General features: G+C 40.6%; 32 protein-coding genes and 1 pseudogene. 14 read left to right on the top strand and 19 right to left on the bottom strand.

What is annotated here, in order from left to right:
• Window positions 1–5: 5 nt before the first annotated feature.
• From M1E09_RS13075 to M1E09_RS13060, 4 genes are all read right to left on the bottom strand, one after another.
• On the bottom strand, window positions 6–251 hold the full coding sequence (locus M1E09_RS13075; RefSeq protein ID WP_456271307.1) for a hypothetical protein: 246 nt from the start codon (window positions 249–251) through the stop codon (window positions 6–8).
• 77 nt (window positions 252–328) lie between these two features.
• On the bottom strand, window positions 329–844 hold the full coding sequence (locus M1E09_RS13070; protein ID WP_456271306.1) for a DUF3231 family protein: 516 nt from the start codon (window positions 842–844) through the stop codon (window positions 329–331).
• A gap of 208 nt (window positions 845–1,052) precedes the next feature.
• Window positions 1,053–1,367 (bottom strand): DMT family transporter, encoded by a 315-nt coding sequence (locus M1E09_RS13065; protein ID WP_456271305.1) that lies wholly within the window; start codon window positions 1,365–1,367, stop codon window positions 1,053–1,055.
• Window positions 1,367–1,723, bottom strand: coding sequence for a DMT family transporter (locus M1E09_RS13060; RefSeq protein WP_456271304.1), 357 nt, complete (start codon window positions 1,721–1,723; stop codon window positions 1,367–1,369). The genes M1E09_RS13065 and M1E09_RS13060 overlap by 1 nt, the downstream gene beginning before the upstream one ends.
• A gap of 174 nt (window positions 1,724–1,897) precedes the next feature.
• On the opposite strand from M1E09_RS13060, the gene M1E09_RS13055 reads away from it, so the two are divergent.
• Window positions 1,898–2,944 (top strand): ATP synthase beta subunit C-terminal domain-containing protein, encoded by a 1,047-nt coding sequence (locus M1E09_RS13055; RefSeq protein WP_456271303.1) that lies wholly within the window; start codon window positions 1,898–1,900, stop codon window positions 2,942–2,944.
• A gap of 88 nt (window positions 2,945–3,032) precedes the next feature.
• Here the strand turns inward: M1E09_RS13055 and M1E09_RS13050 are convergent, their stop codons facing one another.
• From M1E09_RS13050 to M1E09_RS13040, 3 genes are all read right to left on the bottom strand, one after another.
• Window positions 3,033–3,548, bottom strand: a complete 516-nt coding sequence (locus tag M1E09_RS13050; RefSeq protein WP_456271302.1) for a DUF421 domain-containing protein — start codon at window positions 3,546–3,548, stop codon at window positions 3,033–3,035.
• A 110-nt stretch (window positions 3,549–3,658) separates the two neighbouring features.
• The gene (locus tag M1E09_RS13045) at window positions 3,659–4,216 is read right to left on the bottom strand and encodes a DUF2179 domain-containing protein (RefSeq protein WP_456271301.1); all 558 of its coding nucleotides are present in this window, start codon (window positions 4,214–4,216) and stop codon (window positions 3,659–3,661) included.
• 146 nt (window positions 4,217–4,362) lie between these two features.
• Window positions 4,363–4,524: a hypothetical protein gene (locus M1E09_RS13040; RefSeq protein WP_456271300.1), complete on the bottom strand. Its 162-nt coding sequence runs from the start codon at window positions 4,522–4,524 to the stop codon at window positions 4,363–4,365.
• Window positions 4,525–4,706: 182 nt separating this feature from the next.
• On the opposite strand from M1E09_RS13040, the gene M1E09_RS13035 reads away from it, so the two are divergent.
• On the top strand, window positions 4,707–5,066 hold the full coding sequence (locus M1E09_RS13035; protein WP_456271299.1) for a hypothetical protein: 360 nt from the start codon (window positions 4,707–4,709) through the stop codon (window positions 5,064–5,066).
• A 128-nt stretch (window positions 5,067–5,194) separates the two neighbouring features.
• Here M1E09_RS13035 and M1E09_RS13030 read toward each other — a convergent pair whose 3' ends face one another.
• From M1E09_RS13030 to M1E09_RS13010, 5 genes are all read right to left on the bottom strand, one after another.
• Window positions 5,195–5,479 (bottom strand): hypothetical protein, encoded by a 285-nt coding sequence (locus M1E09_RS13030; protein ID WP_456271298.1) that lies wholly within the window; start codon window positions 5,477–5,479, stop codon window positions 5,195–5,197.
• Between the two features lie 114 nt (window positions 5,480–5,593).
• A complete protein-coding gene (locus tag M1E09_RS13025) occupies window positions 5,594–5,758 on the bottom strand; it encodes a YfhE family protein (protein WP_456271297.1) in 165 nt (54 codons plus the stop codon).
• A 133-nt stretch (window positions 5,759–5,891) separates the two neighbouring features.
• Entirely contained in the window at window positions 5,892–6,044 is a 153-nt protein-coding gene (locus M1E09_RS13020; protein WP_456271296.1) for a hypothetical protein, read from the bottom strand.
• Window positions 6,045–6,107: 63 nt separating this feature from the next.
• Window positions 6,108–6,299, bottom strand: coding sequence for a YozQ family protein (locus tag M1E09_RS13015; RefSeq protein WP_456271295.1), 192 nt, complete (start codon window positions 6,297–6,299; stop codon window positions 6,108–6,110).
• 18 nt (window positions 6,300–6,317) lie between these two features.
• Window positions 6,318–7,070: a TraR/DksA C4-type zinc finger protein gene (locus tag M1E09_RS13010; RefSeq protein WP_456271294.1), complete on the bottom strand. Its 753-nt coding sequence runs from the start codon at window positions 7,068–7,070 to the stop codon at window positions 6,318–6,320.
• Window positions 7,071–7,296: 226 nt separating this feature from the next.
• Here M1E09_RS13010 and M1E09_RS13005 point away from each other — a divergent pair, with 226 nt between their 5' ends.
• Window positions 7,297–7,635 (top strand): hypothetical protein, encoded by a 339-nt coding sequence (locus tag M1E09_RS13005; RefSeq protein ID WP_456271293.1) that lies wholly within the window; start codon window positions 7,297–7,299, stop codon window positions 7,633–7,635.
• A gap of 10 nt (window positions 7,636–7,645) precedes the next feature.
• On the top strand, window positions 7,646–8,215 hold the full coding sequence (locus M1E09_RS13000; RefSeq protein ID WP_456271292.1) for a GNAT family N-acetyltransferase: 570 nt from the start codon (window positions 7,646–7,648) through the stop codon (window positions 8,213–8,215).
• Between the two features lie 391 nt (window positions 8,216–8,606).
• Here M1E09_RS13000 and M1E09_RS12995 read toward each other — a convergent pair whose 3' ends face one another.
• On the bottom strand, window positions 8,607–9,275 hold the full coding sequence (locus M1E09_RS12995) for a DUF421 domain-containing protein (RefSeq protein ID WP_456271291.1): 669 nt from the start codon (window positions 9,273–9,275) through the stop codon (window positions 8,607–8,609).
• Window positions 9,276–9,377: 102 nt separating this feature from the next.
• Window positions 9,378–9,776, bottom strand: a complete 399-nt coding sequence (locus M1E09_RS12990; protein WP_456271290.1) for a secondary thiamine-phosphate synthase enzyme YjbQ — start codon at window positions 9,774–9,776, stop codon at window positions 9,378–9,380.
• 356 nt (window positions 9,777–10,132) lie between these two features.
• Between M1E09_RS12990 and M1E09_RS12985 the strand changes: the two genes are divergently transcribed.
• The 5 genes from M1E09_RS12985 (at window position 10,133) to M1E09_RS12965 (ending at window position 14,142) form a co-directional block, all read left to right on the top strand.
• A complete protein-coding gene (locus tag M1E09_RS12985; protein ID WP_456271289.1) occupies window positions 10,133–11,041 on the top strand; it encodes an ABC transporter permease subunit in 909 nt (302 codons plus the stop codon).
• On the top strand, window positions 11,034–12,065 hold the full coding sequence (locus M1E09_RS12980) for an ABC transporter permease subunit (RefSeq protein WP_456271288.1): 1,032 nt from the start codon (window positions 11,034–11,036) through the stop codon (window positions 12,063–12,065). Before M1E09_RS12985 ends, M1E09_RS12980 begins: the two co-directional genes overlap by 8 nt.
• 160 nt (window positions 12,066–12,225) lie before the next feature.
• On the top strand, window positions 12,226–12,846 hold the full coding sequence (locus tag M1E09_RS12975; protein WP_456271287.1) for an NUDIX hydrolase: 621 nt from the start codon (window positions 12,226–12,228) through the stop codon (window positions 12,844–12,846).
• A 230-nt stretch (window positions 12,847–13,076) separates the two neighbouring features.
• On the top strand, window positions 13,077–13,379 hold the full coding sequence (locus M1E09_RS12970; protein ID WP_456271286.1) for a hypothetical protein: 303 nt from the start codon (window positions 13,077–13,079) through the stop codon (window positions 13,377–13,379).
• Window positions 13,380–13,431: 52 nt separating this feature from the next.
• Window positions 13,432–14,142 carry a Type 1 glutamine amidotransferase-like domain-containing protein gene (locus M1E09_RS12965; protein ID WP_456271285.1) on the top strand — a complete coding sequence of 237 codons (711 nt, stop codon included), beginning with the start codon at window positions 13,432–13,434 and terminating at the stop codon, window positions 14,140–14,142.
• A gap of 193 nt (window positions 14,143–14,335) precedes the next feature.
• Here M1E09_RS12965 and M1E09_RS12960 read toward each other — a convergent pair whose 3' ends face one another.
• Window positions 14,336–14,626 (bottom strand): hypothetical protein, encoded by a 291-nt coding sequence (locus M1E09_RS12960; RefSeq protein WP_456271284.1) that lies wholly within the window; start codon window positions 14,624–14,626, stop codon window positions 14,336–14,338.
• A 220-nt stretch (window positions 14,627–14,846) separates the two neighbouring features.
• A pseudogene (locus tag M1E09_RS12955) lies at window positions 14,847–14,975 on the bottom strand (NAD(P)/FAD-dependent oxidoreductase); the annotation flags it as partial.
• Window positions 14,976–15,201: 226 nt separating this feature from the next.
• Here M1E09_RS12955 and M1E09_RS12950 point away from each other — a divergent pair.
• The 4 genes from M1E09_RS12950 (at window position 15,202) to M1E09_RS12935 (ending at window position 18,736) form a co-directional block, all read left to right on the top strand.
• The gene (locus M1E09_RS12950; RefSeq protein WP_456271283.1) at window positions 15,202–15,795 is read left to right on the top strand and encodes a DNA-3-methyladenine glycosylase; all 594 of its coding nucleotides are present in this window, start codon (window positions 15,202–15,204) and stop codon (window positions 15,793–15,795) included.
• Window positions 15,796–16,010: 215 nt separating this feature from the next.
• Entirely contained in the window at window positions 16,011–17,645 is a 1,635-nt protein-coding gene (locus M1E09_RS12945) for a M4 family metallopeptidase (protein WP_456271282.1), read from the top strand.
• Between the two features lie 106 nt (window positions 17,646–17,751).
• The gene (locus M1E09_RS12940) at window positions 17,752–17,868 is read left to right on the top strand and encodes a 3-methyladenine DNA glycosylase (RefSeq protein WP_456271281.1); all 117 of its coding nucleotides are present in this window, start codon (window positions 17,752–17,754) and stop codon (window positions 17,866–17,868) included.
• Between the two features lie 217 nt (window positions 17,869–18,085).
• A complete protein-coding gene (locus M1E09_RS12935) occupies window positions 18,086–18,736 on the top strand; it encodes a CPBP family intramembrane glutamic endopeptidase (RefSeq protein ID WP_456271280.1) in 651 nt (216 codons plus the stop codon).
• A 172-nt stretch (window positions 18,737–18,908) separates the two neighbouring features.
• Here the strand turns inward: M1E09_RS12935 and M1E09_RS12930 are convergent, their stop codons facing one another.
• Both M1E09_RS12930 and M1E09_RS12925 read right to left on the bottom strand, forming a co-directional pair.
• On the bottom strand, window positions 18,909–19,088 hold the full coding sequence (locus M1E09_RS12930; protein WP_456271279.1) for a spore germination protein: 180 nt from the start codon (window positions 19,086–19,088) through the stop codon (window positions 18,909–18,911).
• 24 nt (window positions 19,089–19,112) lie between these two features.
• The gene (locus M1E09_RS12925) at window positions 19,113–19,355 is read right to left on the bottom strand and encodes a hypothetical protein (protein ID WP_456271278.1); all 243 of its coding nucleotides are present in this window, start codon (window positions 19,353–19,355) and stop codon (window positions 19,113–19,115) included.
• A 189-nt stretch (window positions 19,356–19,544) separates the two neighbouring features.
• Here M1E09_RS12925 and M1E09_RS12920 point away from each other — a divergent pair, with 189 nt between their 5' ends.
• Window positions 19,545–20,249 (top strand): class I SAM-dependent methyltransferase, encoded by a 705-nt coding sequence (locus M1E09_RS12920; RefSeq protein WP_456271277.1) that lies wholly within the window; start codon window positions 19,545–19,547, stop codon window positions 20,247–20,249.
• Between the two features lie 92 nt (window positions 20,250–20,341).
• Here M1E09_RS12920 and M1E09_RS12915 read toward each other — a convergent pair whose 3' ends face one another.
• On the bottom strand, window positions 20,342–21,154 hold the full coding sequence (locus M1E09_RS12915) for a DUF2935 domain-containing protein (RefSeq protein WP_456271276.1): 813 nt from the start codon (window positions 21,152–21,154) through the stop codon (window positions 20,342–20,344).
• Between the last annotated feature and the right edge of the window lie 103 nt (window positions 21,155–21,257).

Here is a 21,257-nt window from a genome sequence, read left to right as displayed (position 1 = left end):
TGAATCTACAGGGAAGCTTGAGCTTCTTCAAGAAGTCTCATCATTTCCTGGGCCCGATGGTACTTTTTTTGTTCATCGGGAGAAGCGCTGGATATTGAGCCGTGAATACTACTTAATAACTCCTGGGCATATCTGATATCCTGCTGTGCACGCTGGTAATGCTGGGGGTCATTGTTTCCTTGTGCATCCAGCAGATTGCGCTCAGCCATTTCAACTTGTTTTAAAGCTTCCTCAAGGCTATTGTTTGTCATAGGTATCACTCCTTCTATTATTAAAAAGGGGAAAAAGAGGAAATTTCCAATGATGGAATTTCCTCTTTTGATTGAATTTACTTACAATCATCCGGTTTATGCTGGTGCAGCGGTGGGGGAATCAACCAACCTTTTTCTTTGTTCAGACGCAGTAATTTTCCGCCAAGTGTTGCCTTCTGGACATGAAACTGCCCGAACATCATGGCGATGTCCTCTCTGATGGATTGCCCGATTGCCTGGCTGCATGCCACTAATCCACTGGCGATATCTTTTGAAATCGAAGCAGAGATTTCGGGATCTTGAAACCTTGCACCAACAGGAATGTCCTCAACGCACGCATTCGGGCGTTCAGGCGGGGAAGGAGGAAGGCCTACACCGTTTTCCTTCAGTAATTCCTCTAATTGTTTCACTTCTTGAAGCCCATTTTGTATGGCATCTTCAATGAATTTATTTAAATCTTCATCCCCTGCATGATTTTTCATTGTCTGATATCCGGCAATCATTCCTTTTGTTGTCATCAAATACGACCATGTACCAAATACCTCACCATAATGTAAAGGTTCATCTTTAGGATTTCCACTGAGTATGCCCATTGTAAGCCTCCTGATTAAATTCAATTTTAAGTGCCACCTTTCTTACGCTGCACATCGTTAATATTTACAAAATGCTTCAATGTATTCTGTATTTGAGAGAGGAATCATTTCGGGAAATTATGGGAGAAGAGTGGGGTGAACCAGGTACGGCTATTTGAAGTAACAAATTGAAATGAAATAAAAAAAGGAGCAATATGACTTGCTCCTTTCAGGAAAATGCTTTTAAACCGATTACGCTGGCAATGATGCATAATATAAAGAATATTCTTTTAAGGTCTTTCTTTTCTCGGAAAAAGAGCATCCCTGCTATGACTGCTCCTGCTGAACCAATTCCTGTCCATACCGAATAACCTGTGCTGATAGGAATGGAAATCAGTGCAAGTGAAAGTAAATAAAAGCTTATGCCTCCTGATATGAAAGCTAAAATTGTTGGAATCAGTTTTTTATATCCATCTGATAACTTCATAAATGTTACGAGGAGTACTTCAAACAAGCCGGCAGCAATTAAGAAAATCCATGCCATTATTTTTCCCCCTTGCTCTGGACAGGATCTGGCTCATTGTCCTCAGTTGTGAATTTCAGGCCAAGTACGGCAAAAATAAGAAGTGAAATGAAAAAAATCTTTGCCCCGTTGACTTCCTCACCCAAAAAGGCCATTCCAATGAGGGAAGTTCCCCCGGCGCCAATTCCTGTAAATGCTGCATACGCTGTTCCAATCGGAATCATTTTCATTGATTTTGCAAAGAAATAAAAACTGATGAACAGAAGAACAGCGGTAATAACACTTGGTACCAGCTTAGTGAAACCTTCTGAAAAAGATAACCCTATCGCCCAGCCAACTTCCAATAAACCGCCGATAATCAGATATATCCAAGCCATATCTGCCATCCTTCCTGATTAAAGATTCTATATTACCCTCCCCATTATCCACATTGCAAAAAAAATCGCAAATAGAAAGTACTTAAAAACCTTGAGTTATAAAATTATGATAAAGCAACTTGTTATTTAAAGTAAAATAAATCACTATATAAAGTAACGGAGGGTGATAGCATTATGAATAGTAATATAAAGTTAAATGTTGCCCTGCTTCGCCGCAGGGTGCCTAATCTTACATCAGCTGCTAAAGCTGTTGGACTACGGCCAGCCACAGTTTCTAACCTGTGCACAGGAAAGATTCCGGTAGGGAGAGCGGAGGTTAAAACCATTGTGGCGTTAGCATCATTAGCAAACTGCACGATTGATGAATTACTGATTCGTGGAAGCAGGCTGGAGATGATCGAAAGCGGAATAAAGGTCGTCGATTTATTCAGCCCGATTGTCAAAGGCGGAAAAATCGGATTCATCGCTCGTGCTCAAATGGGCCAATTGGTTCTGTTGAATGAACTGATTGTCAGGTTCCAGGAAAAAGGGTTCAAAATGATATTTATAGAAGCAGAATCAAATGTCCCGGATGTGGAAGAAGCAAAAGAAGCGTGTGACTTTGTCTGTAAAGGTGCAAAAGACGTATTTGAACTGTTGAATTCTTTGGAGAATAAGGAAGAAGCCGTTATCATTGCTGACCGTGCCATAGTGAAATCAGGTGACATGTTCACTATGAATGAGGAATTTGAGCAATCAGGGTTTCCGGAAATCACCACATTTTTATATGATCCGAGCGGGGAGGCTGTCGATGAAGATGATCCATACGGGCCGCTGGATACTTTGATTCCATTTGACCTGGACCTGGCGACAAGGCAAATGTATCCGGCTGTACAGCCTGTAAAAGCAACATCTACGCTGCTTGAAGATGCGCTGCTCGATAATAATCACTTGTCCATACAGCGGAGAGCCCGCAAACTATTGCGTCGATACAGGGAAATAAGAGTCCTTGTTAACAATATCGGGGAAGATAGGATCCCGGAATCAGAGCTGGAGCTGTATAACAGAGGACAAAAGCTGGAAGCATTTTTGACTCAGCCTTTTTATGTTGCTGAACCATTCACTAACCAAATGGGCGAATATGTTCCAACAGAAACGACACTGGCAGGAGTACAAAAAATCATCGATGGAGGCGCAGACAGCCAGTCGCCTCAGGAACTCAAATATATCGGAAAGCTTTAACCGTTTAAAGCGCTAAAAGGGACAGTCCCTTTTAGCGTGGTAAAGCAACAGTGGGGGACAGTCCCTCTGTGGGTTAAAGTCGTAAACCTTACCCGGGATACCCGTCTACATCGATTAACGTATCTTTTTCTGATTGCTCTGATTTTTTTATGATGGAGAGAGATCCGTCCGATTCCAGTACGACTGTATCCACTTGTGCCATTGAACTGAGGCCTTGTGAACGTGCAGCTTGGCGGATTTCTTTTTTTAGTACCCTTTCTTTCTTCATGGGTCGTGTTCTGAAGTCACCATTCACATATAACACCTGCGGCTTGGATTTTATCAGCTTGTTAAAGGGTGACATGTTGACTGCCAGCTTGGCGATGGCAAACTGAAGTCCGATCAGCATGATAAATGCGGTGATCCCCTGTGCCCATGTAACATTCTTATTAATCAGTATCGATGAAAGGGTGGACCCCATTGCCACGGTCACAACCAAATCAAAAGCATTCAATTTCGAGAGTGTCCTTTTTCCGGATACTCTTAACAAAATAATTAACGAGATATAAGCACAAAATCCAATGATTATCGTTCTTTGGATAGTCTGTAAGTCATAGAAAAACATTCAGATTCTCCTTTCTTTTTCTATGTGATTTGTTTTACCTTTAAATGAGCATGATAAACAAAAAACAGGCACCCTGTTGGGAACAGAGTGCCTGTTTTTATAGATGTAGATTAGTTATTCGGTGCTGTTGAAGCCTCACGCTGGTTCTTTTTCATTCTTTTCTTCATTGCTTTGACAAGGAATCCACCTTTAAAGCGGCGAGGCTCATAGGAAATTACAAAAGCACGTGGCTCGTGTTCTTCAACGATTTCCAGTAATTCTTCCTCGCGGTTGCGTTTTGTCAGGATCTCAAGTTGATATCGTTTGCTGTCCCGGCCCATTCCTTCAAAGACGGTAACGCCAAACCCTTCATTCCTTAGAATTTCAATTAGCTTTTCATTCATTTCCATTAAATTGACTACAATACTCGTATAGCCGATAGCCAGTTTATTTTCAACTTTGCTGCCAATATATAAGCCAACGCCGAAACCGAGTGCGTAAACCAGCATGCTGGCAATGCTTTGATCACCGGAAAATACAAGCGCTAATCCAAAAACATATATTAAGGCTTCCATAAATCCAAAAGCAGAAGCGGCTACACTCATATTTTTGACAAGAAATATGGTTCTTAGTGTAAGAATCGGAACATATATCAACTGAAGTGCAAATATCAGCAAAATATCTATCATAGGAAAAACTCCCTTAACATTTAATTTGAAAAAAATACTTTCCAAATATAACACTGAATAAGGGATGGAAGAAAGAGTTTTTTGCTGATTTTTTTATAAAATATAAAAAGCCGGCTGCAGGGAGCCGGCAGTCTTGATTCAACACCTTATTCTGAGGTGCCTTCATTGCTTTCTTCGTTTCCAAGTCCTGGGTCAACAACATCCACATCCTCTTCCTCAGGGCTCATCCTTCCTTCCTCCATGCAACCGGATAAAAGCATGCCTGCACTCAAGGGAACTAATAGAGCTGCTCTTTTCATTCTTTTCATTTAAACTCCTCCTTTTAATAACTCTCACAAAAGTATAGAAGGCTGTTTTTGTTCTTTATAAACAATTTCACTAAAACACGAGAGGATAAACATTTTGAAACACTTGAAAATGTCGAGACAAGTACCTGGAGCATATACATATCGCGAAGAGTAAGTATGATAATTTCTAAGGAGTGTATGTCTTGTTTAATCATAGAGAGCGTTTTTTAAATCAAAGACAGAATTTATTGTTTGGCGGTTTTCCTTCTGGTGGATATGGAAGTGGATATCCCGGGTATGGGCCTGGATATAATACAGGTTATGGCTATGGCAGTCCGGGATATGGGGGACAGTATGGCCCTTATCAAAACCCTGGATATGGCGGGTATGGTTCGCCTGGGTACAGCGGATATGGCTACGGTGTTCCTGGATATGGCACACCTTATGGCGGCGGATATGGTGCAGGAGGAGGCCTATCCCCTTTAGGAGCAGGTTTGCTTGGATTAGGGGCAGGTTATTTAGGTGCTGAAATTCTGGATAATAACCGCGGTATGTATTATTAAAGAAGCTGTTTGATTGGAGAAAGGATTGTTCAGTTGAAAGCTGACAAGGCATTTGGGAGAAACTTGTGAAAAAGCCAATGACTAAAGGGTGACCCTGTATTTAGTAAGGGGCACCCTTTTTGTTTGTTCTAGACAGTGGCATTTTGATATTTTTCAGCCATCTTTTTGATAAACTGTCCATACCTGACTAGCCAGGAGGCAGTTAAAGCAAGAGCTGCATTTAAGATGGAAATAGGTATAATCAATTCTCCGAGTTGGTTGGAAGCCGTAAATATATACCCGGCCATGGAACTCAAAATTAGCAGAACAGCTAAAGAAATTCCAGGCAGAACAAAAGTTATGAGACCGCTGACAAACAAAGTAGCTGCGGCAAGTAAAAATAATTGCAAAATATGCACCAGTGTTAATTCCATATAGATCCTCCTTCCTAATAATGTGTATAGAATACATTACCCTACTTGCCTGCTAATAATCGGAACGGCACATGGATACAAAAAACCGGAGGAAGTTTCCTCCGGTTTCGTGATTTATTGATTCTGTCCATTGTCTTGTCTTACTTCTTCCGGGTAACCGGCTTTGGTTGCCTCCTTAAATTCTTTGGCATAAAGAACTTCTTGAGTAGATGATAATCCATTGTTTTTTTCAGAATTAATCCCTTTGTACGGAAGTCTTTTTTCATTTCTGCGTACCATGCTGATTCTCCTTTCAAAGTAATTAATAATAATACTTAATACTTACTGGATTAATACCCGCTATAGGACAGAATAAACGAATAACCAAATAACGCGATGGGGGATAGACCCTCATCGCGTTATTGGTTAAGGCTTATTCTTGTTCCAAAACGATTGGCAATTGATTTTCTGTTCGCTGAGGACCATATATACTGCCGGCGTTTTGTTTGATGTGCTTGTTGCCGGGATAGGTTGCTTTGTGTTCATTTGAAAGCTTTGCTACCTTGCCTGGTTCTGTGTTTACCATGAGGGTTCACTCCTTATCAGTTGGAAAGGTGAAAAGGAAAGTGCCCTTATCACCCTTGTTTATTTAGCGCTGCAGGTCAATATCTTTTCCGTTTGCATTTTCAATTTTTCCATCAATTGTACCCTCGGTCAAACTGTCACTTGCTTGTTCATGTGTGATTGCAAGACCTTGTGATAATTCATCTTTTCGCTTGTAATCATTTGACTCATAGGTTCTGCCGGCAAGTTGTGTCGATTGAGTTTGGTTCTTATTCAAAAAATATCACCTCTTTCTTTAGTCTTCTACATAGGGATCATGTTCATATGCAGGCAAGTCGCCGAATGTTGTCATTGTGCCTTCTTCATCCAATGCTTGTTCATATCTTTCATGCTGTTCATTTGGGTATACCGTAATATTCCTGCCTTCGATGTCATTTCCGACGAAATTCTCAAAATCCTCTGTATAGCCGACATTCTCATCATAATTAAGGTAGACATCATTATAATCCTCTGGCGGATTCATCAGTGCTGAAGGAGTTTCAGATGTTCCCCATTCAGCAACTGCCTGCCAGGAATCTTCTGCATCAAAGGCTGTATTTTCATCTTTGTCATCCAGGAAAAACTTACCGAATGGAGGCATCAAAACCCCTTCTTCTATCGGCCGATTATGGGAAACCGTTTGGTCCGGACTATGTTCTTTGCAATAAAGAGTAGTAGGAATTGCTTCCAGTCTTTCGACAGGTATTTCTATACCGCACTTTAAGCATTTTCCATAATTTTCGTTTTCCATTGCGGTCAAAGCCTTTTGGATATTCTCCAATTCATAGTCGAGATGCTGGTGAAGCGCAATATCCTTTTCGCGCTCATAAAGAGCTGTTCCTTCATCGCCTGGATGGTTGTCATAGCTTGAAAGTTCGCCCATTGATTCATGAAAATGCCCTTGATTCAAATCAAATTTATCATTATCTTCCTGTCTTTTATTGATACTATTTTCCAGTTCTTCTAAAGTCGAGCGGAAGGCAGACAGTTGTTGTTTTGTCAGTGTCATTTCATCATTCCTTCCTAGGAAATTTTCTTTATTAGTATGAAGCAGAACAAGGATTTCATTAATGTTAAATCATTCCGGATTCTGTCGTGAATATTTAAAAGGAATTATCCAAAAGCGGTCGAAGTATAGTAAAGAGTTCTTTTTTTCGAAACATCTTCCTGTAATATTTACCCTGTTTCTAAAATATTCATAAGTTGCTGAATACTTCAAAACAGGGGAGAATAGGATGAACAAAGTGATTTTAAAAATTGCGATTATTATCATACTGATTGGAATATTGACTTTCATGCTCTTATATGAGAAAACAGACGACGATGGATCCCAAACTGATAAAGTAACATTGGTGGAGAAATATTATTCACCCAGCGACTCATCAGTTGCTTCAGGAGTAAAAACAAATAAGGAAATCAAAAATGATAACCAAAAGGAAAAAAAGTGTATTGTGGAATTCAGCAATAAAAAAATCTTTGATGTAGCCTGTGACAAGTATTTGGATTATAGGATAGGTGATCAAGTGATCATCACGTATAACAACAATAAGCTCATTAAGATGGGCAAGAAATAAGGGGAGAACGATGAAAAATTTACATACCAAAAAAGCACCCATCATTACTACAGATCATTATTATTTATCTTACATGGAAACTGAATATGCGCCACAGATGTATAAATTCTTAGGAGACAAAGAAACAATGAAGTACTTAACGCCCCATCCCCCTCAGAATATTTCCGATGTGGCAGAGAAGATAGCACGGCACCAGGAGCAATATCGTGCAGAAAAGGAAATTCCCTGGGCCATTGTTGATAAAGCCACAGAGGAAGTTATTGGTATGTTGAGGCTCCATAAGTTGAATTACTGGCATAAGAAAGCTGAAATGGGAGTAGTGATTCGAAAAGATCACCAGCACAAAGGAGTTATGAAAGAGATATTGCCCAGAGTCCTTTCCTATTGTTTTCTTGATTTAGGCTTAAACAGGGTAGTGGGGGATATTTTTGCTGAAAACATTGGCTCGCGAAAACTGTTGCTCTCCCATGGGTTTAAGGAAGAAGGCATCCTACGCCAAACTGATTTCGATGGAGAAAGGTATCATGATACAGTGGTGTTTTCTTTACTGAAGAATGAGTACTTAGAAAGTGTACAGTAACATTATTATGTAAAGTTTAATAAAAATGAGGCTGGACATAAGTTGAAAACTAATTGATTTAAGTAGAAATAATCGAAAATAAAACCGCATGAGAACAAGGGGATATACTCTTGTCTTCATGCGGTTTATTCAAGTTATTAGGCTCTTATTTTAAAGATGTTCCTTTTAAGGTTATTTACCGTTGCTTCCTGAACGTAGGCGGATTGGAGCGGAAGGTGCGCGACCTCCTGCGGGACTAGCGGGACAGGTGAGACCCCGCAGGCAAAGCCGAGGAGGCTCACCGCCCGCCCCGCGGAGTCGTGCACCTGGAGCGGAAATCCATTCTTGTTACTCAGACACATTCTTTGCGAAAAGAGCCTTTTTTTAAGGTTTTGTCCCAGCCTCGTTTTTATTATTGCAAATCATCTGGGGGATCAGTCATATGTCCTTGATTATTCACTTCATCAAACAGGGTTCCCTGAGGAGAAGAAGTAGAGGCAGTATAGGCTGCCGGTTGTTGTGTGGGCCTCCCTTTAAATGGAGGCGGGGGTACAGCGTTTAAACGATTATTGATTATTTGAGTAAGAAGCTCTATTTCCTGTCTAAGCTGGCTGATATCTCCTTTTGAAGCTGGCTGTTTATCAGGCTTTAAAATAAAGCCAAGCTGCCCGTTCGGCTCCAATGTTGCATACTGTACATCAGCTATATCACTTACTTGAGACTGCCTCAGCTTCATTTCCAATTGATCAACAGTCAAGCGCATCTTCTTTAAGGCGTTTTTTTGTAAAGTTCCATTATGGATAACAACTTTTGACTGGCCTGTAATAAATTTTTCCAGGGAGTCATTTTTAATTTGAGTAAATTCCATAAAAACGAGTGTCAACACTAAGATCAGTCCTACTAGAAGTGTTGTCCACACACTTTTTCCGACAATGGGCTGGACTAAAAGTGATCCCAGCCCAATCATGATCACGACTTGGGCAAGAGTCATCTGGGATATAGACTTTCTCCCTGCAACCCGAAGGAGCAGAGTGCCTCCAATGACAATGATCCCAGCCTTCCATAGTAAACTGTAGTCCATAAACTTTCACTTCCTTTTATCCAATCGATAGCTGTAAAAACATAATCTATCGTTAAATAGGATACGGAGAAGAAAAGGTGATTATACCAGAACAATATTGCCTTATTCAGTCAGTTTGCAGGTAAACCTTCTGGAACGCGGGCCATCAAACTCACAGAAATAGATCCCTTGCCAGGTTCCCAGCAGGATCTTCCCTTCCGAGATGATAAGGGTTTGGGCATGTCCTACAGTACTTGTCTTTAAATGAGCTGCAGTATTTCCTTCCCTGTGCATGTCTTTCATATGATTCCAAGGGAATGTTTCATCCAATCTCATGAGAAAATCAGTTTTCACATCGGGATCAGCATTTTCATTTACAGTAATTCCCGCCGTTGTATGCATCGACTGGACAATCAGTGTCCCTTCCAGGATTCCATTCTCCTTGATCCATTCCTGTATCAATGAAGTAATATCAACCATTTCATCTCTTTTGGAGGTGCTGAGTTCAAATTGTTTTATCATTTTATCATCCTTTCTTCTTGTTTAATGCAGCAGTTGAGGCACAATTAAACCTTTAACATACCCATTTCCCAATCGCATTAAAACTTCTATATCGGTGTATCAAATCCTCCTTTTTCGCTTATGTTTACAGGTATAATCCTTGCGAATGCCTTTTCTAATAATGGATTGAATGAAGTGGGAGGGATATGCGGCTCTTTGCTTGAAATGAGAGAGCAGGGCATGCTGAAATTCCCATTGAGTGGATATTACTTAAATACTGCCTGTTAAGAGAAAATAAGGGAAAAAAGCAGGAGATAGTATCCATAAAAAGAATTACTAAAAGAGATAAAAGACAGAATATTTATTGGGGGTCGGGGATGAGGTATATAAGGGATGTAGTAATGGTGTTTGCAGGAATGTTTTTAATCGGTTGCCTCCCTTCGCTTTTCTATGGAGGTCTAGGGTTCAGGTATATTATCGAAGTACTTGCTCCCAGCGGGGAAGGAATCGGATTCTATCCTTTATCATATCTTGCAAGCTTGAAGAAAGAATTTTTGGTGTTTTTACAACCTGAGCTTTGGCAGATAAATGCGACCTTCGGGAGGTCATATACCTTTTTTGAAATGATGGAGGGAAGATACAGCTACACAATGAAGGTATTTTTGCTGGCGCTGGCAGCTGCGCTCCTCATTACATTGGTATTTACAATCATTCATTCATTGCTGCCTGCCAAAATGAAAAAGGGTTTCTCGGTTATTGTGGATATCCTGGAAGCACTGCCTGATGTTTTTATTATTGTCGGCTTGCAGTTGTTAGTCATTATCATACTCAGAAGGACCGGAACATTAGTCGCTGAAATTGCAATGCTTAATGAAGAGATTTACCTGCTGCCTGTTCTCTGTTTGACAATTGTCCCTTCCGTTTTCCTGGTGAAAACAGCGATATTGCTGTTGAGGGAAGAGGAAGGTAAGCAATATGTCGATCTTGCCAGGGGGAAAGGGTTGAACAGAATATATATACTGTTCGTACATAGTCTCCGGAATGCTCTATATAGTCTGTTCTATCGGTCAAAGGTTATATTTGCTTTCATGTTATCCAATTTGTTTATTATTGAACGGCTATTTAATATGAAGGGGCTGATGGACCTGCTAATATGGTCAAGCGGCTACTCATTCGTGTTGATAACAATGTCAGTCTTTCTTCCTTTTTATATGGTCTTCTCATTATCCGAGTTTTACCTGTTGAAAAAGACAGGACAGGGAAAGGAGGAAGAGCTGTATGTTTAGAAGTTTGCTGAGAAAACCGAAGTTCGTTATCAGTTGTTCATTCCTCATTCTTCTTCTGGCAGCAAGCTTTTTATATGAACCATTTTTCGCCGGCCATGTAGAAAACATCGATTTCTTTGAAAAGAACGGAGAGATGCTGGGGCCGCCTTTTTCACCAGCTGAAGTACCTCCTTTTGGAACCAACAGGCTCGGAACCCCTTTGTGGTCGTATGTGATACAGGGGGCAAAATATACGATTCTTGCAGGCGCATTGGTAAGTGTTATACAAGTACTCGCTGCCCTGGTGGTGTCTGTTTTCCTGATTACATTCATCAAACGAGCAATCTCCTGGATTGAGGGCCTTGTTGAATCGATGATTTACATTCCGTTGGCAGTTGTCGCAATCATGCTGTTAAGGCCTTTGGATATTATACTGGAAGCTGAAGAACATTTTTTAAAATATCTCTTTATACAGTTATTCCTGATTGCTCTTATCGGTATCCCTCCATTAATCGTACTGCTTTCCAAAGAACTGAAAAAGGCTCTTAAAGAAGAGTTTGTTTATGGTGCCAGGACATTAGGGGCAAGAGGCTGGCACTTGTATAAAAATCATATATTCAAGAATTTGCTTCCAAGGCTTGTATTGCTGTTTGTACAGCAGAATGTGAAGGTTCTTATATTATTTGCGCATCTAAGTTTCTTTTCTCTCTTTCTTGGAGGATCATTTGAAGAAGAGATTATGGTCGGCGAAGTAAGGAGCTTTTCACTATCCAATGAGTGGGCGGGAAATATCGGAAAAGCGTATTTTGAACTGATGCTTTCGCCTTGGCTGGTCTTCGTACCATTAGTTTCACTGTCACTTACAGTCCTTGCCTACAACTTCATCTCTTCCTCCATACAGGAAATCAGTCTGCTCTCGGATAACCCGGCCAGGAAGAAGAAAAAAAAGTTTAAGGATAGGGATGGTCACGCTAGTAAGATGAAGCAAAAAATTACAAAAGAAAAATTTGAACTGTACAATAATGTCAAAAACACACCAATGTGAATGCAAAAGTAAGCTAGCCATTGTGGGACACCGGAGCTCGCTGAAAAAAAGTAGAGGTGTCCCGTTCAGCGGTGTACGGGTCGGCATTCTAATCCAACCGGTGAATCAAAAAAGTTGTCAGGAAGTTCAAAATGGGTAAAGGTAAATATGAGGTGAGAAGATGGACCTGAATCGTATTCAACAAATATTCACGAATAGAACTCCAACAATATTAGGGAGCAGCCAGTACTATCGGTTTTCGGTGCTGCTGCCACTAATAGAAGTAAAAGGTGAAATTCACATCCTGTTTGAAGTCCGGTCAGAAAAGTTAAGGAGACAGCCGGGAGATATTTGTTTTCCTGGAGGGAAGGTTGACGAAGAAGACCCCACAGAAAAACAAACGGCAATCAGGGAAACATGTGAAGAGTTAGGGATTAATCAAGTGAGCCTAACGGGAATTTATCCAATGGATTATATTGTCTCTTCATTCGGCACCTTCATTTTTCCCTATATTGGGATCTTAGATAATGAAGCAGAAATATTGCCGAATCCTGACGAAGTTTCAGAAGTGTTTACTGTTCCATTGTCATACTTTCTTAACAATGAACCTGAGATTTATAAAGTGGGATTTAAAATTGAGCCAGAAGAAGATTTTCCTCTTGATTTAATTGCGGGAGGGGAAAATTATAACTGGCAGACAAGAAAGCTGGATGAATATTTTTACTTTTACAAAGATAGAGTAATCTGGGGACTGACAGCCCAAATCTTAAAGCATTTCTGTGAGGAACTCCTCGGAGAGTAAAATATATGTAGGTTTTACAAAGGCTGTTTTCGTATATCCCCTGGGTACAAGGTTTATTCTTTCTAAACAGGGAGAGTAGCAATTTTCTTTCTTGCTTACTAAGTTATTTCCTATGGATTATGGCTATATTTTTTGAAATTCATATTAAATAGCAACAAAGTTTAAGAAGAGAGCCTTTACAAAACAGCTGCAATTTTCATCAAAGAAGTCTGCTTATTGGAGGAAATAGAATGTTTAACGAAAATGTAAGGAATATACTCGGTAAATTAGCTCTTATGGATGATGATGATGCACGAATGGAAAATACCTTGAACAGGCTGCTGGACCTGCTATTGCAGGATGAAGAAAAGACCATCCAATTTCTAGAAATTGCCAGCCGAAAGGAGTTGCTTCTGATCAGTGAATTGTTTCCTGAAGTAGCGTACTCCTTTGGAAGTGAACATTTTATTCAATATATTTACAGTTTGGATAAAAAGCACCCGGAGTTGGATTTACTGAGACATATTGAAACCAACCCCAAGTTTTTGAATTAATGCGGCCAAGCGCAATACCTGGCCAGGAAAATATGTACAAAGGAGGAAAGTCATGCAGCAAATCATCGCACTGGGAGGCGGCGGGTTCTCGATGGAACCGGAAAATGATCTTATCGACACTTATATATTGAGTCAAGCTTCTGTATCGAACCCCAAGATTTGTTTTCTTCCAACCGCAAGTGGAGATTCCGAGGGTTATATTGAAAGATTTTATAACTTTTTTAATAACAAACATTGTGTCCCTTCCCACCTTTCTTTATTTAAACCCCATACGAGGGACATACATGGTTTTCTTTTGGAGCAGGACATCATTTATGTTGGCGGCGGCAATACAAAGAACCTTCTTGCACTATGGAAGGCATGGGGATTGGACAGAACATTAGAGGAAGCATTGAAGAAGGGTATTGTGCTGGCAGGATTGAGTGCTGGCTCGATATGCTGGTTCGAAGAGGGGGTGACGGATTCTTTCGGTGATGGATTGGAACCATTGAAGAGCCTTGGGTTTCTAAAAGGAAGCCATTGTCCACACTATGATGGTGAACTGGAGAGGAGGCCTTCCTATTCCAGGTTCATTTCTGAATCAAAGATTAGTCCTGGATTTGCAGCAGATGACGGAGCCGCATTGCATTTTATTAATGGAAAGCTGGCGAAAGTCGTCAGTTCCCGGCCCCACGCTTCAGCGTATTTTATAAAAGAAGATGCAGGCAACGCAGTGGAGACAAGAATGGATACAATATATCTAGGGAGCACTGCTTCAAATTAACAAACGGGACCTTAATGGGGAAGGAATACATAAATTTAAAATGGATAAATAGATCAAGTCTCCCCTTGGATTATCCTTCTCCAAGATTCATATTAAAAACGTCCTGTGAATGGTACAGGACGTTTTGTTTTATATTTTCTTTATGACTGACATACGGATTTCCCATCTTCATGGCAGAATAAAACCTTAACCTTTACAAGGATATCTCTACATCTCCATGTTCAGAAATGATAACGGTTGTATAGCTGTAGAAAGAAGTCTTTGAGTCAATTTTTTGATCTTCATCTGACAGCAAGTTCATGTACTCGTTATAGTTATTGGTATCTTTCACAATATGATAGAAGTAAGTGGGGACCTCATTAATGACATCCTTCTCTTTAAAAATAAACTGCCCTTGAAACCGATTGCCAAACCACGCGCTGGCTTCATTGTGGCTGGTGAAATCCGGCATTTCCTCAGCAAGCTGTTCAATATTGAAAGTCATGGATGCACCTCCTCTTTAAAAAATTGTCTCTCCTAATATGATATCTGCGTGAGGATGACTGACTTTTACGGTCAGGTAACGATCATTTTAGCTCGGAGAATATTAGACCGATCCCTCGTCGCCATAACCAACAGATAGTAATGTGTATGTTTTTTCTCACATTTTTCTATTAAAAGAAGCTGTCATGTGTACCGCCATAAAAACCGGAAAGGTAGAATTAGGGCACAAGTTTTTCCTTCTTGTTAAAAAGCTTTCTGTCTCTACCTGCTGCAACTGCGGTTGTTTTCATCCCCCATACGATTATTCTGTTGTCTGCGGTGGTACGCATGTAAATGTAGGGTCTTGCTGTTACCTAAATAAGGGAAAGGTCATGCCTTCCACTCAAAGCATTGATTGTGCTTGCTCCCCGATTAATAAGACATCGCATGTGATATTTTTTCTCAGGGAAGGATAGGAAGGAAAACTTGCAAAAGTATGGTCCGTAATTCTTCCCTATTGTAGATTCTTATTTATTTTCCCACCAAATTTATAGCTTCATTCACAAACACCCGTACAAAAGAAAGGAGAGGAATAATGTGGATAAAAGTTTCTCATATAATGTTTTAACGCCTTCTTTTTATCAGAAACCTACTTTGCAGCTGGCAAAAAATCTCCTTGGCTGTTTGCTTGTTAAAGAAACCGAGGAGGGAACTGCAGCAGGCTATATCGTTGAAACAGAAGCGTATATGGGTCCTGAAGACAGAGCCGCCCATAGTTATAATAACAGGAGAACGAAGAGAACTGAGATCATGTTTTCTGAAGCCGGTAGAGTATATACCTATGTCATGCATACACACTGCCTGGTCAATGTTGTAAGTGGACCAGAAGAAAAGCCGGAAGCGATTCTCATTAGGGCAGTAGAGCCACATATTGGAAAAGAATTGATGGTGAAGAGAAGGCCAAAACTGGGCAGGGAGCTGACAAACGGTCCAGGTAAACTGACAAAGGCAATGGGGATAACGATGGGAGATTATGGAGGGTTATTTCATTCTGGCCCCTTATATATTGCAGAAGGAAAGAAACCGGAGCAAATAGAGTGCGGTACAAGAATTGGTATAGGAAATTCAGGAGAAGCGAAAGATTACCTTTATAGATTCTGGATAAAAGGTAATGAATATGTTTCTCGTTGACCAAGGGAATAGTTGTTTTTTGTTGTGAAAATCTCCGCAGCTGGCAGCAATTAATGATCAAAGATTAATAGAATGACAGGAAAGTTTTCTATTTGTTTGATTTTTAGTGAGAATAACCACCATTTTGAAGGTTTCTGTCTAAAATGAATATTCTGATTATTGGTTTCTCCTCTCATTCTTCTTTGCTAGAATACTGAGCAAGGAGGGAGAAACAGATGAAAAATAATCGAAAGTTTAAAAAGGTAATGACATCTGCGGCCATTACGGCAGCTCTATTAACTTCTGCAGGTGCAGCTTCTGCTCAAGCGTCAGATCCACTATGGAAAATGAAGCCGGGAGTCGAGATGAACTGGAAGGATACTGTTGAGAAAGGGGCTCCATCTTTTGTAACCGGTGAACTAAGCCAGAAGAAAGTCAAGACGGATAAGGATGCAAGAGGATTCTTAAAAGCTAACAAAGGAACGTTTAAAATTAATCCAGATAAGAAGCTGAAATTGCTGGAAACCAAGAAAGATGAGGTCGGAATGACTCATTTTACATACCAGCCAGTCATACAGAACATTCCGATCAATAAATCAAAAGTCATGGTGCATGTGGACAAAAGCGGAAATATTGTCGCAGTAAATGGGGAATTTCATGCAGAGGCCCCTGATAAAATTAAACAAACGAAAAAGCTGAATAAAAAACAGGCTCTTGATCTTGCATGGGAGCATGTGGAGACGGATCGTCAAGAAGCTGATACAGTGATTGAGACTATCAAAGGCGAAAAGAGCGCCTTGACGGAAAAGTCGGATCTCGTGGTTTACAACGAAGCTGAGGAGTATACCCTCGCCTATCATGTCCAACTGCAGTTCGCATCGCCTTATCCTGCCAACTGGCAATTGTATATCAATGCAGAAAACGGTGAGGTTTTAAAAGCTGTCAACGAAGTCCATGAAGCGACAGGCTCAGGGTATGGGGTAAAAGGTGACTACAAGTCCTTGAACACATATTATTATAATAGTACTTACTATTTATTCGACACCACTAAACCGATGAATGGCGTCATCCAGACATTTGACAATTATAATGGTGGCCAAAGCAGCCTGCCGGGATACTATGTGACGGACAGCGGAAATACATTCTACAGCGAAAGACAGAAAGCGGCAGTGGATGCCCATTATTATGCTGGGGAAGTGTTTGATTACTATTACAACAAGTTCGGACGAGTCAGTTACGATAACCAGGGATCGGATATCACTTCAACAGTTCATTATGGCAGTAATTACAACAATGCTGCATGGGTGGGGAACCAGATGATTTATGGTGATGGAGATGGTTCAACATTTACTTATCTTTCCGGAGCGGACGATATTGTCGCTCATGAACTGACTCATGCTGTGACGGATACCTCTGCGGATCTAGTATATGAATCACAGCCAGGAGCACTTAATGAGTCATTTTCTGATGTATTTGGCTATTTCGTTGATTCTGACGATTGGTTGATGGGTGAAGATGTTTACACGCCAGGTGTGAGCGGCGATGCTCTGCGCAGCTTATCCAATCCGGCAAAGTATAATCAGCCCGCACACATGAATGATTATCAAAACCTTCCTGTCACACAAGAAGGTGACTGGGGCGGTGTTCATATCAATAGCGGGATCCCAAATAAAGCAGCATACCACACGATAAACAGTATCGGTAAAACGAAAGCGGAAAATATCTATTACCGCGCCTTGACTGTTTACTTAACACCTTATAGTAATTTCTCTGATGCAAGACAGGCACTTGTTCAATCAGCCAATGATCTATATGGTTCTTCCACTGCATCTGCAGTAGGAAGTGCATGGAGTAATGTAGGAGTCTATTAAACTACGGAAATCTTGAGCCGCAATCTTGCTGCTCAAGATTTTTTTGTTTTATACAGGGAGTTAAAGGGCATTATTAATATGAAAGAAAATGAGAGGAGGGAATCAAATGAGTAAAGAAAAAGAAGAAAAAAACAGCCTTTCTTTAGAACAAGAACGCAAGGAAGAGAATAATAAAGAAATTGATCCCCAAAAAGATCCGGATAAACCAAAACATACAGAATAACAGTCTTGTAACAAAAAGGGTAGAATCATTAGGGCGTTCTACCCTTTTTATATAGGCAATACATAGATTTTAAGAGTCTAATCAAAAGCAATCCGACCCTAGTGAAAAGCAAACTCCAAAAAGATATTTCATAATGATACAATAAATGGTAGATTGCTGCTTAACCCATCACAGGTGGAGCAGCAGATAAATTTTTTTGACAATGTTGAGGTGGAATATGAGGAAAGCTGTCTTGCTCCTGGGTCCGACTATTATGATTTTTATCGGGTTGACACTCTTGGACAGTGTCCCTTTAACCTTTTGTTTATTTTATGGGTGGCTGATAGTTATACCGCTAAATTTTTCAGCAAGCAGAAAAACTCAATTTCAGTGGAAGGTGCATCTTACTTCAAGTTCACTGCTTCTGGGGACTGTAAGCGGGTTTATTTTCTTGTTTATTATCTTTGCTACTGTGTCTTATCTTTTCTCTTATTTGATTGATCTGGAACTAATACGTTTATTATTAAAAGAATGGAATTTTGATGGAGATAGAGTATGGCTATTGGTAGCGGTTCTTCTTTTCCTTAATCCGTATCTTGAGGAGAACTACTGGAGGAATTTCATATTTGAAGAACTTAAAGAAAAGTTATCGGCCGGAAAATCCATTGTGATTGCTTCCTCTTTCTACAGCCTTTATCATTTGCTTTCTTTGATTGAACTCTTTAATTGGCCGTTCAATGTAATCGCTGTTTTGCCTGTATTTCTTGCAGGTATTATATGGGGCATATTCAAATACAGGACAGAATCGCTCGTGGCACCTGTATTGAGTCATGTATTGGCTGATGGAGGGATCATGTTGATTTACCTGGTATATATACATAGCTGGTAAACAGAAGTGTTTTTCTTAAGTATCACTTCCAGGTTAGATCAAGTGAAAGACTCCCTGTGAACTTTTTTACCTTAGAAGTCTAAACGGTTAATGTTTGGATGGTTCTACTCATAAAGGTTGCTCAGTCACCTGGACTGAGCAGCCTTTTTTATCATTTCCCGTGTATGGCAAACTATATATTTTGGGTAAGAGAAATTCCGTTTAAGATGATTTGAAAAGGACCTGTGCTGCCTGATCCGGAACCTGTGGTGCTTTTTGTACTGGAAATCGGGGAGTTATTCAGCGTATTGCCGAATTTCACTTCACCTCCGCTGATTTCCTGAATATGGACTTTCCCGATATAACAAGGCATCGAGCATGCTCCTTTCAAGAACGCTTACCAGAAGAAGGCAGCCAGTGCCAATCCGGTGATTGCTCCAAGTGCTATTCCATAACCAAAGCCGTAATATCCATAACCCCATCCGCCGAAATATCCGTAGCCGGGGTTTGGTCTGACCGGCCGTATAAATACCTTGCTTCGGCTGACTCTTGTGATTTCACCAATGTGTGTCCTGCCGAATCGGTCGTTGATCCGGACCACTTTGCCCTGGTACCGGCAGCATACATGATAATAAGACATCGAAGAACTCTCCCTTCATTAAATAAGTTGATATATAGACATGTTATTAAATGAATGGACAGGTTGACTGTTCTTTCACCTATTTATCGAAGTTTTCATTGTATAAATAGGTGAAGATATCATGGCCAAGTGAAAAAAACGGGGCTTTTGCAAGAGATTTTGGATTCTTTATGCGAAGGGGTTATGGAAATGGGGAACTACTTGGATTTTTTAGCTTTGTATGGAATAGGCGGCGCCCATCCTGGCGGCATTCTGCTGACGAAGGAACTGTTATTCAGGGAAGAGATTCGGGAGGATATGGAGATATTGGATATTGGCTGTGGGACAGGACAGACAGCCGTCTTTATTAAGGAAATGTTTGGCAGCAGGGTGACAGCATTGGAAAATCACCCTATCATGGTTCAGAAGGCACGCAAGAGGTTTCAATCGGAAGGAGCAGAAGTAGAGCTTGTAGAGGCTTCAGCTGACAGCATGCCATTCAAGCATGAAAAGTTCGATTTGATCACTTGTGAGTCGGTTTTATCTTTTGCAGACAGAAAAGCTGTCCTTACTGAAGTGAAGAGGGTGTTAAAGCCTGGCGGTCTCTTCCTGGCGGTTGAGATGGCAGTGGAAAAAATACCTGAAGCCAGGGTGATAGAAGAATTAACCAACTTTTACAGTGTTTACGATATACTCAGTGAGAATGAATGGAAGGAAGCTGTTCGAGTAGCTGGTTTCCGTGAAATTGAGATCGAGAAGCCGGATTTTCCATTGCTTATGGCCGAACCGGTGATTGAGTTCGACCTCTCAGAAGACATATCAGAAGAAATACATGAAATGCTCGACAGTCATGAAGACTACTTGCAAAAATATAATGATATTCTAGGTGTCAGAATAATAAAATGCCGAAAATAAAAAACAGCCCAAGTCTGATTGAGCTGATGCTTTATTACTTTAAAGCGCTGAGAGGGACAGTCCCTCTTAACGGTTTAAAGCGGTAAAGGATTTTATGCTTTTACACGCGGTGCAGCAGGGTCACAGTCTGGAAGCGAGGTTCCGGCGGATTGATAAAGTTTAATGAGGTAATAGCATTCTTCCCTGGCCATATGATCGGCCATCAGAGCGGAAAAAGACCCGAGTACCTTGTGGTTCATTTCCCATTCTTCGAGTTCTGCAAGAAAACTCCTGAAGATCTTCATTTCAAGCTCAACATCTTCATTGAATTTAGATAAGGCAGGGAACTCCAACAAACCAGTTCGCAAATAACCTGCCAGTTCAATGGCTTTGAGGTAGAATGCCTCGAAGTCTTTCTGGAAGGCAGAACCTTTCTTCTTTAGCTGCTTTTCACTTAAATCCAGATTATCGTTTATTGCTCCAGCGTGGCCGGCAGCATCTGCAAGCCAGAGGAGGTGATGATGTACAGGGTGAAACTCTGGCACTTCCTGATGCTTAATAAGGGAATCAAGGACTTTAATATATTCTTCGAGTTCATTAACCATATGGTTGATGAACGTTTCTCCAAGTCCGATGACCACTTTTCCAGTAAGTTTCTTTTTAATCAGAGACAGTTTAAAGGTTCTTAATTTCTCCGTCTGCTTCGCTGCCATATGGGTTAAATCATGGAGCTTGTCACCGGAAAGAGACTGTCTCGACATATCAAGAAGCTGATCCATGACAGAAATGAAGTGTTCAGCTTTTTCAATTTCTTCTTTTTCAATAGGGGAAAGGGTATCTCGGATAAATCGGGCATGGTCTCCCAATATCTGTAGCCAGAAGCGGTGTTCGTATAATGCCTTATCCTCATAGCCTTCTCTATTCATGCAGATGGACACTCCTTTATATTCTTCTATAAGCCCGCAGACCTGTCTAAAATCATATCGGTTAAATATATGAGAGCATTTCAGGAAAAATTATTAAAAGTTT

This window comes from Bacillus sp. AK031 (genome assembly GCF_053903065.1).
The sequence above is the reverse complement of the archived record's forward strand: the minus strand, read 5'-3'. Positions and strand labels throughout refer to the sequence as shown.

What these genes read in the sequence shown, in the direction of transcription:
- M1E09_RS13045 (WP_456271301.1), bottom strand. Translation starts at nt 4,216, where the DNA reads ATGATAGATATTTTGCTGATATTTGCACTTCAGTTGATATATGTTCCG.
- M1E09_RS13025 (WP_456271297.1), bottom strand. Translation starts at nt 5,758, where the DNA reads ATGGTACGCAGAAATGAAAAAAGACTTCCGTACAAAGGGATTAATTCT.
- M1E09_RS12965 (WP_456271285.1), top strand. Translation starts at nt 13,432, where the DNA reads ATGCAGCAAATCATCGCACTGGGAGGCGGCGGGTTCTCGATGGAACCG.
- M1E09_RS13050 (WP_456271302.1), bottom strand. Translation starts at nt 3,548, where the DNA reads ATGTTTTTCTATGACTTACAGACTATCCAAAGAACGATAATCATTGGA.
- M1E09_RS12970 (WP_456271286.1), top strand. Translation starts at nt 13,077, where the DNA reads ATGTTTAACGAAAATGTAAGGAATATACTCGGTAAATTAGCTCTTATG.
- M1E09_RS12920 (WP_456271277.1), top strand. Translation starts at nt 19,545, where the DNA reads ATGGGGAACTACTTGGATTTTTTAGCTTTGTATGGAATAGGCGGCGCC.
- M1E09_RS12935 (WP_456271280.1), top strand. Translation starts at nt 18,086, where the DNA reads ATGAGGAAAGCTGTCTTGCTCCTGGGTCCGACTATTATGATTTTTATC.
- M1E09_RS13030 (WP_456271298.1), bottom strand. Translation starts at nt 5,479, where the DNA reads ATGGAATTAACACTGGTGCATATTTTGCAATTATTTTTACTTGCCGCA.
- M1E09_RS12985 (WP_456271289.1), top strand. Translation starts at nt 10,133, where the DNA reads ATGAGGTATATAAGGGATGTAGTAATGGTGTTTGCAGGAATGTTTTTA.
- M1E09_RS12945 (WP_456271282.1), top strand. Translation starts at nt 16,011, where the DNA reads ATGAAAAATAATCGAAAGTTTAAAAAGGTAATGACATCTGCGGCCATT.
- M1E09_RS12915 (WP_456271276.1), bottom strand. Translation starts at nt 21,154, where the DNA reads ATGAATAGAGAAGGCTATGAGGATAAGGCATTATACGAACACCGCTTC.
- M1E09_RS13065 (WP_456271305.1), bottom strand. Translation starts at nt 1,367, where the DNA reads ATGGCATGGATTTTCTTAATTGCTGCCGGCTTGTTTGAAGTACTCCTC.
- M1E09_RS12930 (WP_456271279.1), bottom strand. Translation starts at nt 19,088, where the DNA reads ATGCCTTGTTATATCGGGAAAGTCCATATTCAGGAAATCAGCGGAGGT.
- M1E09_RS12940 (WP_456271281.1), top strand. Translation starts at nt 17,752, where the DNA reads ATGAGTAAAGAAAAAGAAGAAAAAAACAGCCTTTCTTTAGAACAAGAA.
- M1E09_RS12995 (WP_456271291.1), bottom strand. Translation starts at nt 9,275, where the DNA reads ATGGACTACAGTTTACTATGGAAGGCTGGGATCATTGTCATTGGAGGC.
- M1E09_RS13005 (WP_456271293.1), top strand. Translation starts at nt 7,297, where the DNA reads ATGAACAAAGTGATTTTAAAAATTGCGATTATTATCATACTGATTGGA.
- M1E09_RS12925 (WP_456271278.1), bottom strand. Translation starts at nt 19,355, where the DNA reads ATGTCTTATTATCATGTATGCTGCCGGTACCAGGGCAAAGTGGTCCGG.
- M1E09_RS12960 (WP_456271284.1), bottom strand. Translation starts at nt 14,626, where the DNA reads ATGACTTTCAATATTGAACAGCTTGCTGAGGAAATGCCGGATTTCACC.
- M1E09_RS12990 (WP_456271290.1), bottom strand. Translation starts at nt 9,776, where the DNA reads ATGATAAAACAATTTGAACTCAGCACCTCCAAAAGAGATGAAATGGTT.
- M1E09_RS13060 (WP_456271304.1), bottom strand. Translation starts at nt 1,723, where the DNA reads ATGGCTTGGATATATCTGATTATCGGCGGTTTATTGGAAGTTGGCTGG.
- M1E09_RS12975 (WP_456271287.1), top strand. Translation starts at nt 12,226, where the DNA reads ATGGACCTGAATCGTATTCAACAAATATTCACGAATAGAACTCCAACA.
- M1E09_RS13055 (WP_456271303.1), top strand. Translation starts at nt 1,898, where the DNA reads ATGAATAGTAATATAAAGTTAAATGTTGCCCTGCTTCGCCGCAGGGTG.
- M1E09_RS13070 (WP_456271306.1), bottom strand. Translation starts at nt 844, where the DNA reads ATGGGCATACTCAGTGGAAATCCTAAAGATGAACCTTTACATTATGGT.
- M1E09_RS13075 (WP_456271307.1), bottom strand. Translation starts at nt 251, where the DNA reads ATGACAAACAATAGCCTTGAGGAAGCTTTAAAACAAGTTGAAATGGCT.
- M1E09_RS13010 (WP_456271294.1), bottom strand. Translation starts at nt 7,070, where the DNA reads ATGACACTGACAAAACAACAACTGTCTGCCTTCCGCTCGACTTTAGAA.
- M1E09_RS13040 (WP_456271300.1), bottom strand. Translation starts at nt 4,524, where the DNA reads ATGAAAAGAATGAAAAGAGCAGCTCTATTAGTTCCCTTGAGTGCAGGC.
- M1E09_RS13020 (WP_456271296.1), bottom strand. Translation starts at nt 6,044, where the DNA reads ATGGTAAACACAGAACCAGGCAAGGTAGCAAAGCTTTCAAATGAACAC.
- M1E09_RS12980 (WP_456271288.1), top strand. Translation starts at nt 11,034, where the DNA reads ATGTTTAGAAGTTTGCTGAGAAAACCGAAGTTCGTTATCAGTTGTTCA.
- M1E09_RS13000 (WP_456271292.1), top strand. Translation starts at nt 7,646, where the DNA reads ATGAAAAATTTACATACCAAAAAAGCACCCATCATTACTACAGATCAT.